At 45.8% G+C, this 17,840-nt stretch carries 16 protein-coding genes; 10 read left to right on the forward strand and 6 right to left on the reverse strand.

Going from position 1 to position 17,840, the window contains the following annotated elements:
- The first annotated feature begins 4 nt into the window (after window positions 1-4).
- The 7 genes from pyrD (at window position 5) to rmf (ending at window position 8,517) form a co-directional block, all read left to right on the forward strand.
- Window positions 5-1,015 carry a quinone-dependent dihydroorotate dehydrogenase gene (pyrD, locus tag VPR01S_RS00135; protein WP_021703248.1) on the forward strand — a complete coding sequence of 337 codons (1,011 nt, stop codon included), beginning with the start codon at window positions 5-7 and terminating at the stop codon, window positions 1,013-1,015.
- Between the two features lie 181 nt (window positions 1,016-1,196).
- Window positions 1,197-1,739 carry a cell division protein ZapC gene (locus VPR01S_RS00140; protein ID WP_021703249.1) on the forward strand — a complete coding sequence of 181 codons (543 nt, stop codon included), beginning with the start codon at window positions 1,197-1,199 and terminating at the stop codon, window positions 1,737-1,739.
- Window positions 1,740-2,266: 527 nt separating this feature from the next.
- A complete protein-coding gene (rlmKL, locus tag VPR01S_RS00145) occupies window positions 2,267-4,396 on the forward strand; it encodes a bifunctional 23S rRNA (guanine(2069)-N(7))-methyltransferase RlmK/23S rRNA (guanine(2445)-N(2))-methyltransferase RlmL (protein ID WP_021703250.1) in 2,130 nt (709 codons plus the stop codon).
- Between the two features lies 1 nt (window position 4,397).
- Window positions 4,398-4,640: a glutaredoxin family protein gene (locus VPR01S_RS00150; protein ID WP_021703251.1), complete on the forward strand. Its 243-nt coding sequence runs from the start codon at window positions 4,398-4,400 to the stop codon at window positions 4,638-4,640.
- Window positions 4,618-6,531, forward strand: coding sequence for an ABC transporter ATP-binding protein (locus tag VPR01S_RS00155; protein WP_021703252.1), 1,914 nt, complete (start codon window positions 4,618-4,620; stop codon window positions 6,529-6,531). Before VPR01S_RS00150 ends, VPR01S_RS00155 begins: the two co-directional genes overlap by 23 nt.
- Window positions 6,532-6,543: 12 nt before the next feature.
- Entirely contained in the window at window positions 6,544-8,178 is a 1,635-nt protein-coding gene (locus VPR01S_RS00160; protein ID WP_021703253.1) for a DUF3466 family protein, read from the forward strand.
- A gap of 165 nt (window positions 8,179-8,343) precedes the next feature.
- Entirely contained in the window at window positions 8,344-8,517 is a 174-nt protein-coding gene (gene rmf / locus VPR01S_RS00165; protein ID WP_040902065.1) for a ribosome modulation factor, read from the forward strand.
- 146 nt (window positions 8,518-8,663) lie between these two features.
- On the opposite strand, the gene fabA is transcribed toward rmf, so the two are convergent.
- Both fabA and VPR01S_RS00175 read right to left on the reverse strand, forming a co-directional pair.
- Window positions 8,664-9,182, reverse strand: coding sequence for a bifunctional 3-hydroxydecanoyl-ACP dehydratase/trans-2-decenoyl-ACP isomerase (gene fabA, locus VPR01S_RS00170; protein ID WP_021703255.1), 519 nt, complete (start codon window positions 9,180-9,182; stop codon window positions 8,664-8,666).
- A 70-nt stretch (window positions 9,183-9,252) separates the two neighbouring features.
- Window positions 9,253-10,899 (reverse strand): S16 family serine protease, encoded by a 1,647-nt coding sequence (locus VPR01S_RS00175; protein ID WP_021703256.1) that lies wholly within the window; start codon window positions 10,897-10,899, stop codon window positions 9,253-9,255.
- A gap of 162 nt (window positions 10,900-11,061) precedes the next feature.
- On the opposite strand from VPR01S_RS00175, the gene matP reads away from it, so the two are divergent.
- Both matP and VPR01S_RS00185 read left to right on the forward strand, forming a co-directional pair.
- Entirely contained in the window at window positions 11,062-11,511 is a 450-nt protein-coding gene (matP, locus tag VPR01S_RS00180) for a macrodomain Ter protein MatP (protein WP_021703257.1), read from the forward strand.
- Window positions 11,512-11,523: 12 nt separating this feature from the next.
- The gene (locus VPR01S_RS00185; RefSeq protein ID WP_021703258.1) at window positions 11,524-11,838 is read left to right on the forward strand and encodes a DUF3634 family protein; all 315 of its coding nucleotides are present in this window, start codon (window positions 11,524-11,526) and stop codon (window positions 11,836-11,838) included.
- Window positions 11,839-11,917: 79 nt separating this feature from the next.
- On the opposite strand, the gene VPR01S_RS00190 is transcribed toward VPR01S_RS00185, so the two are convergent.
- The 4 genes from VPR01S_RS00190 to VPR01S_RS00205 all read right to left on the reverse strand — a co-directional run bounded on the left by VPR01S_RS00190 (window position 11,918) and on the right by VPR01S_RS00205 (window position 16,151).
- Window positions 11,918-12,313, reverse strand: coding sequence for a cupin domain-containing protein (locus VPR01S_RS00190; RefSeq protein WP_021703259.1), 396 nt, complete (start codon window positions 12,311-12,313; stop codon window positions 11,918-11,920).
- A 451-nt stretch (window positions 12,314-12,764) separates the two neighbouring features.
- On the reverse strand, window positions 12,765-14,489 hold the full coding sequence (locus VPR01S_RS00195; RefSeq protein ID WP_021703260.1) for an ATP-binding protein: 1,725 nt from the start codon (window positions 14,487-14,489) through the stop codon (window positions 12,765-12,767).
- 13 nt (window positions 14,490-14,502) lie between these two features.
- A complete protein-coding gene (locus VPR01S_RS00200) occupies window positions 14,503-15,651 on the reverse strand; it encodes an FIST signal transduction protein (RefSeq protein WP_245580769.1) in 1,149 nt (382 codons plus the stop codon).
- A 134-nt stretch (window positions 15,652-15,785) separates the two neighbouring features.
- Window positions 15,786-16,151, reverse strand: coding sequence for a hypothetical protein (locus tag VPR01S_RS00205; protein ID WP_021703262.1), 366 nt, complete (start codon window positions 16,149-16,151; stop codon window positions 15,786-15,788).
- A gap of 259 nt (window positions 16,152-16,410) precedes the next feature.
- On the opposite strand from VPR01S_RS00205, the gene ccoN reads away from it, so the two are divergent.
- Window positions 16,411-17,838: a cytochrome-c oxidase, cbb3-type subunit I gene (ccoN, locus tag VPR01S_RS00210; RefSeq protein ID WP_040902068.1), complete on the forward strand. Its 1,428-nt coding sequence runs from the start codon at window positions 16,411-16,413 to the stop codon at window positions 17,836-17,838.
- The last annotated feature ends 2 nt before the right edge of the window (window positions 17,839-17,840 follow it).

Genomic DNA, 17,840 nt, shown 5'->3' on the forward strand with positions numbered 1-17,840 from the left:
CACAATGCTTTACCGTCTAGCCAGAGCTGGCTTTTTTCAACTTGATGCCGAAAAGGCACATGATCTTGCAATTCAGAATTTCAAACGTTTCACCGGCACTCCTCTCGATCTTCTTTACCGTCAACAACTTCCACACCGACCTGTCGAATGCATGGGACTGACTTTCCGCAATCTAGTTGGTCTGGCCGCGGGTCTGGATAAAAACGGAGAATGTATCGAGGCATTCGATGCAATGGGGTTCGGCTTTGTTGAGGTGGGAACCGTTACGCCTCGCCCTCAACCAGGTAACGACAAACCACGTCTTTTCCGTTTAGTTGAAGCGGAAGGCATTATCAACCGGATGGGGTTCAACAACCTGGGTGTTGATAATCTGATTGAGAATGTTAAAAAAGCGAAGTTCGAATGTGTACTGGGTATCAACATTGGTAAGAACAAAGATACGCCAATTGAAAAGGGCACTGAAGACTACTTGATTTGTATGGAGAAGGTGTACGAATACGCCGGCTATATCGCAGTGAACATCTCCTCTCCGAATACTCCTGGACTTCGTTCTCTGCAGTATGGAGATGCTTTAGATGAACTGCTGTCATCTTTAAAAGAGAAGCAGTCGGTACTGGCGGAAAAGTATGGCAAATACGTACCGCTCGTCCTGAAGATCGCGCCGGATCTTAGTGACGAAGAGATCACCCAGATCTGTGAATCGTTGATCAAAAATAATATCGATGGCGTCATTGCAACCAACACCACGCTCGACCGAACTATGGTGGAAGGAATGAAGCATGCGAACGAAGCCGGTGGATTAAGTGGACGCCCGGTTCAGTCACGCAGTACGGAAGTCGTACGTCGTCTTCACGAAGAGTTGGGTGACAAGCTGCCTATTATTGGGGTGGGTGGTATCGATTCGTACGTATCGGCCAAAGAAAAGCTGTTGGCCGGCGCCAAGCTGGTGCAGGTGTACTCTGGTTTTATCTACCATGGTCCGGGATTGGTGCGAGACATCGTTAAGAATCTTTGATTGAGTGACACCGTCACCCTCAAATTTAGTCATGGCAATTCGTTTTTTAAAGAGGAAGTGAAAATTCATTTCCTCTTTTTTTTTATCAATACGCTCATAGAATTACAGTAATTGTCGGCAAAGGTAATTAAGCGTTTTACCTTGGAAGTTTAATTATAAACTGAATTTGAGAGTTGGAACGATGCTTAAACCCAGTGATAAATGGACTTGGTATTATGAAGACAGGGAAGGCTACTTAATGCTGGACCTGGGCGAAGACATGATATTCAAGACCAATCTAGAGCGTAAACTGCTTGTCGATTGTGCCGTTGGCATCAACGAATTTTCGGTTGATGATGCATCTGCATTCCAAACGTTTAAAGAACAAATTTCTCTTCTGCCTCTGAGCGAGCCGCGTCAGGCGGAATTGGCACTTTATTGTGTTGCCGCGAAGCGATTCCATAAGCCTGTTCAGCCTAAAAGTTGGTTTTTTGATGCACAGGGTGACGAATGTCAGCCCTCTGAAGGTGACATCGTCAAACTTAGCAACAGCGCCAGTTCGGGCCATTTCATCGTGTTAGAGGTAGGGGATAACGCCAGCTTAGTTGCATACATCGATCTTGAAGAATTCCAGATGTCAGGCAGTAAGTCTCTTGTGTTTGGTCAGGCTATTAAGGTGATGCACGACCGTATGTTGTTGGCCAACCAGTTATTTCAAACCCACTCATACGCTATGGTGGGCTAATCACTTTCCCTATACATTTGTTTCGTTCCTTTTGTTTCATTTCCTATATCGGCCTCTGAGCCGATTTTTTTTGTTCGCAATTCGGCCAGAAATCGCTCTTATCACCACCAATTCTGAACGCGAGAAAGCAGGGACACCCAGAGCAATTGAACACCATCATGGTGTCTCAAAGTTAAAATAGGTCAAAAATTTCACTTTTTTGTTGTTCCTTATTTGCCCATTATTTCATCGTCATTCCTTAAAAATTCCCATTTTAAGGTCAAAATGTAATAAATTTACACTGTAAAAGTCGCGTTGGTATAGACCAATATTTCATGGAATAAGTATTCACTTCGCTTGTGCGTCTTTATTTACGTTATTGAGTGCGAAGATAAGTTGATGGAGAAGAATTTTAAGAAACAATGCGAAAAAAGCTGGTTAATTGATGTCCGTTTGGTGTCTCCGCTGGAGAAAAGTGGCGGATAGATTTTCTCAATGAAGGGATGTCGGCTATAATGACGGGTCATTTTTATTATCTAAAGAGCACTATGCATCAATATCTTGCGGTTACCTCAAACGGTCTTGAGAACCTGTTAGTTGACGAGCTTATTCAGTTAGGCATCAGCAATCCGAAACCTGTTCAGGCAGGGGTTAAGTTCAAAGCGACAAATGAACAGATCTATCGCTGCTGTTTGTGGAGTCGGTTGGCATCAAGATTTGTGCGTGTGCTAGCCGAGTTTACTTGTCAGGATGACATGGATCTTTACCTGTCAGCGTCTGCGGTCAACTGGGTGAATCATTTCCACAGTTCGAAGAAGTTTGTGGTGGATTTTAATGGTACAAACCGTGAGATTCGAAATAGCCAGTATGGCGCGATGAAAGTGAAAGACGCGGTTGTGGATTGTTTCAATAAGAAAGGTTTACCTCGTCCTTCGATCAGTAAGGATCATGCGGATCTTCGCCTTCATGTGCGCCTGCACAAAGACAAAGCTTTACTCGGTATCGATATGGTCGGTGGTGGTCTTCATCAGCGTGGATATCGGACTGAGTCAGGTCGTGCTCCTCTACGAGAGACGCTTGCTGCAGCGATTGTGTTACGAAGCGGGTGGGACGCATCTAAATTCCTGTTAGACCCTATGTGTGGTTCAGGTACTTTGCTTATTGAAGCGGCTTTGATTGCGGCCAATATGGCGCCTGGCGTCATGCGCAAGAAATGGGGTTTTGAAGTGCTAGAAGACTTTGAACCGGATACCTGGGCAGAGATTAAATCTGAAGCGAATGTACAGGCAAGGCGTGGTGTCAAAAAAGTTGACGCTAAGTTTTATGGCTTTGACAACGACCCTCGGGTGTTGAAAACAGCGCGCGAAAATGCCAGACGTGCTGGTGTTGAAGAACTGATTCGCTTTGAACAGGGAGACGCGGCTCAGGTTAGTCGTCCAGAAGGCTTCGAAGAGGGGGTGATCATTTGTAACCCTCCCTATGGTGAACGTTTGGGCACTCATCCGGGATTAATTGCTCTGTACACCGCGTTTGGGGCGCAGCTTAAGTCTCAATTTGGCGGATGCCAGGCATCGATATTCTCCAGTTCAGATGAGTTGTTGAGCTGTTTGCGTATGCGCGCTGACAAACAATACAAATTGAATAATGGTGCGTTACCGTGTCACCAAAAGAACTATTCTATTTCAGCCCGGGTGAGCGAGAATGGCGGCGAGAGTACCAATCAAGAGTCGTTAATTGCGCCTGATTTTGCGAACCGTTTGAAAAAGAACCTGGGTAAAATCGGCAAGTGGGCGAGCAAAGAGAAACTGGACTGCTACCGAATTTATGACGCAGATTTACCAGAATATAACGTAGCGATTGACCTCTATCTGGATAATGTCGTGATTCAGGAATATGCGGCTCCAAAAAACATCCCAGAAGAAAAAGCGAAACGACGCCTGACGGACATTATCCGCGCGACCATTCAGGTGCTTGGGGTAGAAGCTAACAAAGTTGTTTTAAAGGTACGAGAAAAGCAAAAAGGCCGCTCTCAATATCAGAAGCTAGGTCAGGAATCGCAAATGATGGAAGTGCAGGAGTATGGTGTAAAGCTTCTGGTCAACTTACATGACTATTTGGATACCGGCCTGTTCCTTGACCATAAACTGACTCGTCGGAAACTGGGTCAGATGGCGCAAGGAACTGACTTCCTTAATTTGTTCGCTTATACAGGGTCTGCAACGGTTCATGCTGCATGTGGCGGTGCGAAATCCACCACAACCGTTGATATGTCCAATACGTATTTGGACTGGGCAAAGGAAAACATGAAGCTGAATGGCCAAGTCGGACGTCAGCATCGTTTTGAACAGGCCGACTGTTTGCAATGGTTAGAAAAGGCATCGGAGCAGTTCGATCTGATTTTTATCGATCCACCGACGTTTTCTAACTCTAAGCGTATGGAGCAGACATTCGATGTTCAGCGCGACCACGTACAGTTAATGACAAATCTTAAGCGCTTGTTACGTGCTGGTGGCACCATCGTATTCTCCAATAACAAGCGTCACTTCAAGATGGAGATGGACGCACTGACGGAACTGGGGCTGAAAGCACAGAATATTTCGTCTCAAACGTTGCCGCTGGATTTCAGTCGCAACAAACACATTCATAACTGCTGGCTGATTAGTCACAAGGAAGACTGATTTGATTACGTTGTACAGTACAGAAGGATGCCATCTCTGCGAGATGGCATTTGGATTGGTTAAACAATTGGATATGGCAGATGCAGTGCAGGTTATTGATATTGCACTGGATGATGCGTTGTTTTCACGTTACGGTGTCACCATTCCCGTGCTTAAGTACAATGATTCGGAACTCAATTGGCCTTTTGACCTGGAAGAATTAAAAGATTGGTTAGGAAATAATGGCGTTACTTACCATCCATAACGGGGTACTCGCATTTGGCGATCACCCGTTATTAGATAATGCAGACTTTACGCTGCAAGAAAATGAACGTGTGTGTCTGGTTGGCCGAAATGGTGCAGGCAAGTCCACGTTAATGAAAGTGTTGGCCGGTGAAGTTCAGATGGACGACGGCAAGCTGCAAATCATGCAGGATGTCATTGTTTCTCGTCTGGAGCAGGATCCGCCTCGTAATCAGGACGGTAACGTTTTTGATTACGTCGCTGGTGGCCTGAAAGAAGTCGGGCATCAACTTAAGATCTATCAGGATCAATTAGATCTGGTGACCGAAGACCCTTCAGAAACCAATATTAACAAGTTATCGCGTATTCAGGAGCAGCTTGAACACTCTGGTGCCTGGCGTTTTGAAGATCGTATCAAAAATGTTCTGAGCGCATTGAAACTGGATGGTCATACCAAGTTGACCGACTTGTCGGGTGGATGGCAAAGGAAAGCCGCCTTGGCCCGGGCGTTGGTGAGCGACCCGGATGTCCTGTTGCTGGATGAGCCGACCAACCATCTGGATGTCACGACCATTGAATGGCTCGAGGGTTTTTTGAAGGACTTTCGTGGTTCTATTATCTTTATTTCTCATGATCGAGCCTTTATTAAATCGATGGCGACACGTATCGTTGACCTGGACCGAGGCCAATTGAGTTCTTTCCCGGGCAATTATGAGAATTACCTGGTAGAGAAAGAAGAGATGCTGCGTGTCGAAGAGATGCAAAACGCAGAATTTGATAAAAAACTCGCTCAGGAAGAAGTTTGGATTCGTCAGGGCATTAAAGCTCGTCGTACGCGTAATGAAGGCCGGGTAAGAGCACTGAAGAAACTGCGGGAAGAGCGTCAAAGTCGTCGTGATGTGCAAGGCAAAGCCAATATTCAGATCGATGATGCATCACGCTCTGGTAAGATCGTATTTGAAGCTGAGGATCTCAGCTACAGCATTGACGATCAGAAGATCGTATCGAACTTCAGTTTTAATGTGATGCGTGGGGAGCGTATTGCACTGATTGGCCCGAATGGTTGTGGCAAAAGTACCCTGTTGAAAATTCTGCTGGGCGATCTTCAACCGGATTCCGGTCGATTGCATTGTGGCACCAAGCTGGAAGTGGCGTATTTTGATCAATACCGTGAGATACTCGATCCAGAAAAATCCGTCATCGATAACCTTGCTGATGGCAAGCAGGAAGTTATGGTTGCTGGACGTCAGCGTCATGCTTTGAGCTACCTCCAGGATTTTCTGTTCGCGCCTAAACGCGCAAGAACACCCGTAAAAGCGTTATCTGGTGGGGAAAAGAACCGCTTGCTTCTCGCACGTATTTTCCTTAAACCCAATAATTTGCTGGTGCTCGATGAACCAACCAACGATTTAGATATCGAAACGTTGGAACTTTTAGAAGATTTACTTGCCAATTATCAGGGCACGTTACTTTTAGTCAGCCACGATCGTCAATTTGTCGATAATACGGTCACGACAAGCTGGATTTTCGAAGGCGATGGTGAGATTGAAGAGTTTGTTGGTGGATATCATGACGCTCAACAGCAGCGTTTGCAGGTGCGTAAGGCTCGTTCGGCTGATAACGCACCCAAAACGCAGCAACGAGTTGAAGAAACTCCCAAAACAACGCAACAGAAGCCTAAGTCGAAAAAGTTATCGTATAAACTACAGCGCGAACTAGAGGCTTTGCCTGCGCGTTTGGAAGAATTAGAAACCGAGATAGAAACGCTACAAGAGCAGGTGAATTCGCCGGAGTTCTTTAGTCAGCCTGTCGATACCACCCAATCTATCTTGGATCAGCTCTCCGCTACGGAGCAGGAATTAGAAAGTGCATTCGAGCGTTGGGAAGAGCTCGAAGCCATGCAACAGGAATAGTTAGTAATAACAATGAGTAATACATTCAAGTTATCAGCAGTTGCGGCCACTGTATTTGCCGCAATGAACGCCAATGCTGCGATTTACAAAGTGGTTGAGGTTACACCATCTGCTTTATCTGGATACGCCGAGTCATACGGTGTTGCAATTCAACCTTCTGCAGACGGAGAAAACTGTTTCACCAGTACGTCATGTGGCAATGGTGATGCCTACGCGATGGGCGTGGAAGGGCGCAAATGGGCAGAGGGCGTCAGCTACCGTGAAGAGCTTCCTTTTGCGATGGACAATCGCTTTCGTTATATCGACGATAAAAATGATTTTGAAAGCTACTGTAATGCGCAACTAGGCTACTCAACTTGCGAGTCCTGGGCGCAGACAGAGTGGGAAGGTTACAGCAAAGAGCTGTCTGGCGATTACACTAATGGTCAGGCGCAAATCGTTGGTGCTGGTGGTGAGTCTTTTGACTCGAACACGTCTCTGAACAGCCTCGACAAAAATGGTAATGCGATTGGCAATAGCCGTGATGGCAGCACGCGTAACAAAGCGTTTGCGCCATTTAGCCTGTTTTTACCAACCAATGAACCAAACGTTGTTGAGTCGCGAGCATTCAATTCAGATGATACTGGCGACTATGTGGTCGGTAGCATCTCCCGCTTCAAGAAAAATGGTAACGGCGATCACCACTCATCGAAAGCAGCAGTCTGGAACAGCAATGATACGTCGTCTGTTACAGAGTTTTCTTGGGGAAGTGGTGCTAAAGAGCAGGACTCTGACCGAATAGCTCAAGCCAGTATGCGCGATGTTCTGGTCAAAGAGAGCAAGTTCTATGGTGTGGGCTACAACACCTACAAAGATCAGCGTATTGATGCCACCGTGTTTAGCTGTGACCGTGATACTTCAACGGGTGCATTGTCTAACTGCGCAAGTAAGCAGGTGTCGAACGCAACCAGTGGCAGTGATTACAAATACTCCAACTCTGTGGTTGAGAAGGTCAATGCCAACGGTGTGGCTATCGGTGTTGCTAAGCTAGCGGGTAACAAACCAGAAAACGGCTCGGCGGCGAACAAAGTGTTCTACGTCAGTGATGTGACAAGCCCTTCAGCCACTTACATGGCGGATTCTGGTCAGTCTATTTTCTTTAAAGGTGCGGGTGGCCAAGCGGGGAGTATCAACAATCTCAACGAGTTAGTTGGTCAGACTGACGCGGAACAGAACCGCGAAGTTGATGGCAAACCTCGTCGTAAACGTGGCTTTATTTATCCTCTTTCTATCGGTGACGTGACACCAAACAGTGTTTTTGGTAACCGTGCTTGGATCCTGGATGATCTAACCAATGATGGAAACGCTACAGGTAACAACAACCAGTTCCGCGTTATTGATGCTACAGATATCAACGATGCCGGCGTCATCTCGGCGACAGCCCTGAAATGTAGCGGTGGTTACGACACGATTGAGCACAACTCTTATTGTGATGGCGGCAGCGGTGCCGAGCAAATTGTGGCGGTGAAATTGGTTCCAATCCAAGGTGCGACTAACGCTGATATTCAAGAGCGTAGTGTTGAGCGTCCGCCAGTAAGCCGCAGCGGTGGTAGCCTAGGTTTCTTGGCTTTGACAGTGCTTGGCTTCCTAGGGTTCCGTAAAAAATAGGTCAATTTTTATACTAGAGCACAGGTTCACAAATTTGAATCTGTGCTTTTTTTATACCTTGAGAAAGCGGCCGTTTTGATCGATTCTTAATAGTGGAGTCATAAAAGCTCCACAAATATTTAATAGTAGTACGTTAGACACTTTTTTATGTATGAGGACGACACTATGAAGAGACAAAAGCGTGACCGCCTGGAACGAGCGCAATCTCAAGGATATAAAGCAGGTCTGAACGGCCGTTCGTCGGAAACATGCCCTTATCAACAGATGGATGTGCGATCGTATTGGTTAGGCGGTTGGCGTGACGCCAGAGATGATAAACAAGCTGGCCTCTACAAGTAAAAATCTTCAAATCCACATACTATAAATGGAGAACTAAGCCCCGAAAGGGGCTTTTTGTTTGTCATATCGTAATATGATGCACTATAACTAATATGGTTGGTGACAAAAAAGCGACTCAAGTGAGCCGCTTTTATTCACTCTGCTAATTAAAAAGCTGAAGTGTCCTGGAAAAGGCCAACTTTCAGGTCTTTTGCCACATAAATTTCTTTACCGTCAACAAGGACGCGGCCATCAGCCAAGCCCATAACCAGTTTGCGGTTTACAACACGCTTCATATTGATTTCGTACGTGACTTTTTTTGCGGTCGGCAGGATTTGACCAGTAAACTTCACTTCACCAACACCCAGTGCACGGCCTTTACCTTTGCCGCCAACCCAGCCAAGGAAGAAGCCAACAAGCTGCCACATTGCATCCAGGCCCAGACAGCCAGGCATAACAGGGTCGCCAGGGAAGTGGCAATCGAAGAACCATAGATCAGGAGTAATATCCAGCTCCGCCAAGATTAGACCTTTACCATAGTCGCCTTCAGTTTCAGACATCTTGGTAACACGGTCCATCATCAGCATATTTGGCGCAGGCAGTTGAGGGTAACCCGGACCAAATAGCTCACCACGGCTAGAGGCTAACAGATCGTCACGATTGTATGAATCACGTTTGTTTTGCATTATCAATTACTCCAATTTTTGACAGGTGCATCTTAGTGAACAGGTGTAAGCTAAACAACTCCGATCAGTTCTAGACAAACCAGTTTTTTATTCGATCCATCAAGCCTGTAGGGTGTTCGTGTCGTTCAAAGTTCTCGATGCGTTCAGCGATTTTATGAATCACACTTTCTTCATCATCGCCCCTGAAAGGTTTACCCATAATAATAGGTACTGCTTCATCAACCGTCGACACAGACCAGATATGGAACTCTCCATCCTGAATGCTCTTCACTACATCTTTATGAAGCGCCAAATGTTTCAGGTTAGATTTGGGCAGAATAACGCCTTGTGAACCGGTCAAACCCTGATGTTTACAAACGTGATAGAAGCCTTCGATTTTTTCGTTCAACCCGCCGACTGCCTGGACGCGTCCAAATTGATCCACCGCGCCAGTGACCGCAATCTGTTGGTTAATAGGATACTCGGATAACGCACTCACGAAAGAGCAGAGTTCAGCGAGAGATGCGCTGTCACCATCGACCTCGCAGTACGATTGTTCAAATACGACGGAGGCAGAATAGGGCATGGGCTCATCGAGATTCATTGCGCTGCTTACAAAGGCCTGCATGATCATCATGCCCTTCGCGTGCAGGTTGCCACCCAACTCGGCTTTACGTTCTACGTCAGAAATGTCACCGTCACCAAAGTGAATGACACACGAAATACGCGCTGGTTCACCGTATGAAAGCGGATGCCCGGGAACATCAATCACAGTGAGCCCGTTCACCTGACCAACGCGTTCACCTTTGGTTTCAATGATCACCTGACCATCGAGAATATCGGACAGAGCGCGATCGGGCAGATAAGATTCTCGGTAGAGGCGGGCATCAATGACTTTATCCAACGTTTCTTTTGTTACGTTGTCACCAACTGTTAAATCAATACTGACTTCTTCAAGTAGTGAGCGATACCAAATCACATCCAAAGGCATGTAGCTCTGGTCTTCAGTAAGACGTGCACCGGCAACCATCAGACGCTCAATGCCACTTTGAGTTAACTCGGGAAGATCGTAAGTAGCACATAACCATTTCAAATAGCCAAGATATGTGGAGATACTTTGTTCTGTCAGCTCGATTTCAGGCTCTACCTCGGAAAACATGCACATGCCAGAGTATATGTCACTGTCCAGATAATCTATTTCACCCAGTTGGCCGCGATCGCCCACAATGACCAATTTTACGTTGTAATGTTTGTCTGTCACATTGTTGCTAAGGTGCGTCGGCGCTGAGTTGATCTGCTGTACGGGCTCACCAAAAACGGCGGCTTTAAGTAGTAACCAGTTCATAGGATTGCTCAACAGGAAGTTGGCGGACAATACCAGGTACCCGCCATTTGCTTTTTCCAATAAGCCAGGCAATTGAACTGTGACTTCGCCGGAATGAGCTTCGTACGTTCCGAATACATGTTTTGGATCCAGGGATTCGGTGTAGATAACCGGTGCAGCAGAATCAAGGTCAGACAAGTGTTGTTGCAGAAGTTGCCTGTATACCGGATTGTCCGGAGAATTGACCAGCAGTACTTTTGTTAGTCCTTTTCCGGCTACGAATTTGTTGATAGCTTGTTTCAGGCGTGGTTGAGCAGTGAAAAAGTTAACATGGGAAATGTTTTGGTATTGCTCAATGGACGCATTAAAATGATCGTAGTGAGGAATAACTGAGTACCAGGTTTCTTGATTCATCGATGAGTCTGTTCTTGGTTACATAAAAGGTTTCAAATTATATAGAAAAACAGGGTGAGGTAGTAGTGCAATGATCCAGCTCGACTTTTTACTCTCAGCAGATTGTGATTACAGCGAACTTGGGTTACGCTGTCACTACTAGTCCAGTGGAATGTTTAGACAATGAAATATCAACAGCTTGAAAACCTGGAATGCGGTTGGAAGTGGCAGTATCTGGTCAAAAAATGGAAGGATGGGGAAGCGATTACCCATCATATCGACACCAGTGAAGCTGACGCTGCCGTTAAAGAGCTTAAAGGTTTGGAACATGAGCCAACTAAAGTTCTTGAATGGATAGAAAAACACATGTCGCTAGAGCTTGATAACAAAATGAAGCAGGCGATCCGGGCAAAGCGTAAGCGTCATTTCAATGCTGAGCAAATCCACACTAAGAAAAAGTCTATTGATTTGGATTATCGGGTTTGGGAGAAGCTGTCTCACCGTGCCAGTGAACTGGGTTGTACATTGTCTGATGCTATCGAATATCTTCTGAGCGAAGCGTCTCGTAGTGAGAAAGCCAGTAAAGCAGTGAACAGTTTGAAAGAAGATCTTTCTAAGTTACTGTCTGATTAAGGGGAGTGCGTCATGCTGTATGTCATTTTAATTGCTGCAGTGATCATTTTTTGGTTGGTAGCGGTCGATCGGCCGGTGCTACGAGTGAAGTTTAAATCAGGGGAGTTGAGTCGCGTAAAAGGCCATTTCCCGCCAAAGTTTAAACACAATGTTGTTGAGATCGCTGAACATGTTCCATTTGATGGTGAAATGAAGGTTTACCGCCAGCGAAGTGGCATGAAACTGGTTTTTTCTGAGCAAGTGCCAAAGAAAGTGCAGCAACGCATTCGCAACGTATTTCCTCACCAAGGCTTTTCTGGCAAAAATGGCAAGAAAACGGCGCACTAACTAATCGTTTAACTTAATTCCATTGCTGAAACCGCCGCGACTCCGTGGCGGTTTTTTCATGCATGTAAGCGACGAAAGATCACATCGATTCGTCAGGTTTGTGCCGGGTTCCTTCACCTGGGGTTATGAACAGCACCTTGGCCATATCAACAACATGGGCGGTATGCCAAGTGTTTCTAGGAATAATCGCATATTCGCCAGCACGGGAGAGATGAACATGTTGTTTTTCGCCGTCCACATCGAGAATGAAAGTTGCGCTGCCAGACAGCAACATGACAATTTCATCTCCATGCGGATGAATCTCCCAAGTTGACCAATTTTCGGAAAAGGAATAGCAGGAGATCAGTTCATGTCCTTTGAAATCACTATATTCGGTGTTTAAGCGTTCATACATATCGTGAGTGTTGGTGATGGAATTAGCTTGTTTGTTGGGAGTCAGCACGACAAAGTCATTTTCAATATTAGAGCTCTCCATAATCTTTCCTCCGAGTCGACACAGCGGTAACAGTTTCTGACACTTTACAGCCTAGTGCATTTTTGACATTCCATGGGGCTTAGAAGGTATGAGTCGCTGAGTATCAAGCGTGGTTACCAAAAGAGATGATGGAAACGCTTGGCATGAAATTAGCTCAATGAATTGATAAGGGATACCAAACAACAGCATATCGTCAATCATCGACAGACACCGCGAGTTACAAAATCAACGCAAACAGCTCAGAAAAGAACATCGGGCCGGTCTAATCCTCTACACATTTTAGTTCGCATTGTGTATATTATGTTAAATTAAATATGAGTTAGCTTGGATTCTGATGCGTTTTGTTCCCCTTACTACCTTTAAGGTGGCTCAGATTAAACATAACTGTATTTACCATAAAATACCTAATAATCAGTTTGTTAATCTACGATTTCCAAACCAATTATTAGTATTAACGATCATTGTTTGTTTCTAAAATTCGTCCAATGGTTTCGATTATCTCTGCACTTCGGATTGGCTTGGCTACAAAGTCATTCATGCCGGCGTTGATACATAACTGCTGATCTTGCTCCATCGCATGCGCTGTCAAAGCAACAATTGGTGTGTTCAGTCCCCGTGCTCGAATCGCTTTTGTGGCGGAAATGCCATCCATGACTGGCATTGAGATGTCCATAAGAATAATGTCTGCCTGACCGCCGTTGGCAAAGAAATCCAGCGCCTCGCTACCATTATCTTTCGTGATCACAAGGTAGCCTTCTTTTTCCAAAATCAGCTTGATCACCATTTGATTGGTTTTGGTATCTTCTACCACAACAACTTGCTGTTTGTTACTTTCGTAGCGTTTTGGCATGTCACGCTCTGGAATGCGTTCTCTGCATCTGGATTGCAAAGGCAAAGATACCTTAAAAACAGATCCCAAACCTGGTGTACTCTCGACATCAATATTGCCGCCCATCAAACTGACCAAATGTTTAGTAATGGTCAGTCCGAGGCCTGTCCCACCGAAATTACGCGTGATCGAGCTATCTGCTTGTTTGAATGGACTAAATAGGCTCTCAAGAATTTGGGGCTCGATTCCTATTCCGGTATCACAGACTTCAAGGATCAGTTGAGCGCCCGTCGCTTTAAGTGACACGGTCACAAGGCCGTTGCCAGTAAATTTAATTGCGTTCCCCACAAGGTTGAAGACGATTTGCGAAAAACGCGTCGGATCTAGCCAAAAGTCCCGATGGCTTTCAATATCCGTATCAGATTGAAATATCAGCCCTTTTGCTTTGGCAGACTGCTTTAAGTGTATCAACGCTTTATCAAATTCGGAGCGTAGATCAATCCACTGACTATTAAGGTCAAAATGACCGGATTCAATTTTTGTGAAGTCGAGAATGTCGTTAATGATCACCAGAAGTAGCTCAGCAGATGCGCCCATCTGTTCGAGCAGCTTGAGTTGTTGCAAAGAGGAAGAGTCGGCTCGCATTACGTCAATCAGGCCAAGTACAGCGTTAAGGGGGGTCCGGATTTCATGGCTCATCATCGCCAGAAACTGAGATTTCGCCTGATTGGCTTCCACTGCTTTTTGTTGAGCTAATTCAAGCTCTTGAGTTCGGATCTCGACCAGCGTCTCCAGGCGTTCTTTGTTCTCTATATCAATGATAGCCCGCTCGAGTAATGGCCGAAAACGTGACAGGGTGTCACGAACAGGAATGCTGAACTGCCCTTTTCTTCTGCCAAATAGCATGATGACAAACTGGGACACCTGGGCTTTGACACCCGTGACCAGCGCAGACTGAATCTCTTGTCTGGCAAAAGCGTTGAGTTCCTCGAACTCTTTAAGTGTGGATGGCTGGAACAGAACAATACAGTCACCGTTAAGAACACGATTGAATTTGTTGTCGCTCTTCCATACGTGTTTAGCAAAGACACTGTTTGAGGTCAGCAGTGTTTTGAAATGTGCTTCGTCTTTGTCTTTTGTAAGTACGACAAAATCGTCAAATGCGATGTAAGGCAATAAAACACGATGCAGTTCGTGGAAAATCTGATGTTTGTTTTTCGCGCCAGTAATGCTGGATATCCCTGCGAGTATGGCACTGTTTTCCTCTGCCAGTCTGGCTTCTCGTTCCCGGCTTCTGTTTAATTCGACGAGCAGTTCACTCAATTGTTCTTGGTTTTCTAATTGCATCGTTTTTTGTCTTTCACCTTGAGCGATAAAACCTGGCTGCGGAAATCATCAGGTTGCCATGGCCATTCTCACCCCCGGCAAATCTGCCTTGTTCGCCAAACGTAAAAGGACAAATAAATGGTGTATTGGCGGCTTCATGTTTGAGGTTTGCGTAGACCCGTTTCATGTCTTCTCCCAGATACAACATTGGTCCTGCACACATAATGCAGAGGATCCCCAGAGTATGGGAGTTCAGGTGATTTTTTCTATTTGCTTCTTGGAGCACTCGCGCTCCTCGGCTAATCAGTTGCTCTCTGTCACCGGACATTAAAGTAATTGCATCTCCGGGACGAATATCAGTAAAGAGCAACAGCCCCTGTTTTTGACTGATTCGTATTGGATGAGACAATTTATAATAAGGCTGAGCATAGACGTGACCAGCGATACGTCCCAGAGGATACTGAGTGACTAACTCAAACACGAAATGTGGTGGTACTGACACACCGGCGTGGTCACTGATCCATTCTCGATAAATCTTTTGTGCGGGTTCGCCGTCAATTTCCAGCAGTTCCCTGCCTTTGGCCTTAGTCACAGTGCCGGTAAATTCAGTTGGTGAATAACCAGCGCTGAAGTTCGTAGAGAGCTTTTCTGATGGGAAAAATACCTGAAGTGCTATGCCGCGGGTTGTGTGCGCTTTTTCCGTAAATATTGACCAATGGCCTTTGATGCCATTGTCAGCGGCACTGCCACCGATAATTGGTACTGGCACGTGAAATTTGGAGTCGATCGCATCAATGATTTTTTCTTCGAAACCCGGAGTGGCGTGAGCGATGACAAATCCTGGTACTTCGCCTTCACGCTCCGCTTTTTTGAGCGCTCTATCCAGGGTTACGGAGACTAAATCAGGTATGTCGGAATCATCGTATACCTGACTTAGAGCAGATCCATACGCACTGGACTTACTGTCGTAAATAGCGGCCAGTCCGACGACGGGTCCCCAGTGAAGCCCTTTTTCTGTCATGAGCCCTCTGCATGTCGAGGCGCCGATAACAGGAACATGGTCAGGCAAACGTTTCGATAGCTCCATACGGAGCTTGCTGGGGTCGTAATCTTGAGTGTAGTAACAGATGACGCTCGCCAGATTTTCAACATCCAGCTCAGAGAGCATGTCATCTGCCACCATGGACTCTTGCGGTTTGTGAGATACGCGAGTCTTAAAGTGCATGACGGGCATAAGATCTTAAGTTTCGTCTCTTATACCTTAATTCTATTCATCATCCTAGTATTTCATAGTGAAAAGTTTGTTTGCTCGTTCAATTATTTCGCGAAGATCAATTTATAACGGCTTCCCTCGTCAGAGAGAATTTCTACCTCAGGTAATTGGTCAGGAATACCAAGTGCAACTACATGTGTATGTCCGGTTGGTTGCGTGATGGTTAGGGAATCTTTCTCAGCGATTTTCCAGTCCTTAGGTAGGTTGGAGATGACAATTTGACCGTCTGACTGCCAGATCGCAGTGAACGGGTGATTATTAACATTAATTGTACATTTTGTTTCCAGTTGACACTGGAAGGATTGACTTGGTTCATACGTGACCGTTCTCCAGAAAAAAGCGATCAGAAGTAAGGTTAACATGATCAATATTTGCGCAAGTCGTGCTGGTGTGAGCTTTTGAGCTGGCATGAATGTGTATTCTCCGTGTAACAAAGTTCAAAGTTTTGAAATAAAAGAGCAAAACCTGAACGACAGTAAGGTTACTACCCTGTCATTGAATTGTTAATTGCAGTATAGTTGTCGGCTGAAAATGCCACTTTTTGTTAAAGCCTGCAAGATACACCAAACGCCTGAAATGGCATAGTTTTCTTAAGGGTTTGGGGGGCATTGCGACGTTTTTGTCGTGTTGGAAGTAAAGTGTAGTTAATTAGAAATTGGAAGCATGCAAATGAGCCAAGAAAAGCAGCTTGAGCAAAACTACAACTATACGGTCGTCCGTCAGTTCACCCTGGTCACCATCTTATGGGGTATTGTCGGTATGGGCGTTGGTGTTTTGATTGCCGCTCAGTTAGTTTGGCCACAGCTAAACTTTGATACGCCGTGGTTGACGTACAGTCGTTTACGTCCGTTGCATACTAATGCGGTTATTTTTGCGTTTGGTACAAGTGCCCTGTTTGCAACATCTTACTATGTTGTGCAGCGTACCTGTCAGACACGTCTGTTTGGTGGTCCACTGGCAGCCTTCACCTTTTGGGGTTGGCAGGCAGTAATTCTTTCTGCAGCCATTTCTTTACCTTTGGGTTACACCACAAGTAAAGAATACGCTGAACTGGAATGGCCGATTGATATCGCGATCGCGATTGTTTGGGTCGCTTACGCCGTAGTGTTCTTTGGCACTCTGGTTAAGCGTAAGACCTCTCACATTTATGTAGCGAACTGGTTCTTCGGAGCCTTCATCATCACGGTTGCTGTTCTTCACATTGTGAACAGTATGGCAATTCCGGTATCAATGATGAAATCGTACAGTATTTACTCTGGCGCCGTTGATGCAATGGTTCAGTGGTGGTACGGCCACAACGCCGTAGGTTTCCTGCTGACCGCTGGTTTCCTAGGTATGATGTACTATTTCGTTCCTAAGCAAGCTGAACGCCCTGTTTATTCTTACCGCCTATCTATTGTTCACTTCTGGGCACTGATATCCCTGTATATCTGGGCCGGTCCTCACCACCTTCACTATACTGCTTTGCCAGACTGGACTCAGTCCGTTGGTATGGTGATGTCGCTGGTACTGTTTGCGCCTTCTTGGGGCGGTATGATCAACGGTATTATGACGCTATCTGGTGCGTGGCATAAACTGCGCTACGACCCTATCTTGCGTTTCCTAATCGTTTCTCTGTCCTTCTATGGCATGTCGACCTTCGAAGGTCCGATGATGTCTATTAAGACGGTCAATGCTCTTTCTCACTACACTGACTGGACGATTGGTCACGTTCACTCAGGTGCATTGGGTTGGGTTGCAATGGTATCAATTGGTTCGGTTTACCACTTGATTCCTCGTCTGTTTGGTCAAGAGCGCATGTACTCTGTCGGTTTGGTCAACACCCACTTCTGGCTGGCGACTATCGGTACTGTTCTGTACATCGTTGCTATGTGGATCTCTGGCGTGATGCAAGGCCTGATGTGGCGTGCAGTAAACTCAGACGGTACGCTCACTTACAGCTTCGTTGAATCTGTACAGGCGTCTTACCCGTTCTACACGGTTCGTTTTATTGGTGGATTCATCTTCCTGTCAGGTATGTTCCTGATGGCGTACAACACCTACAAAACCCTTTCTGCGCCTAAACATAGCCTTAAAGCTATTCAGCAACCGGCATAAGG

Source organism: Vibrio proteolyticus NBRC 13287, assembly GCF_000467125.1.
Taxonomy (GTDB): Bacteria; Pseudomonadota; Gammaproteobacteria; order Enterobacterales; family Vibrionaceae; genus Vibrio; species Vibrio proteolyticus.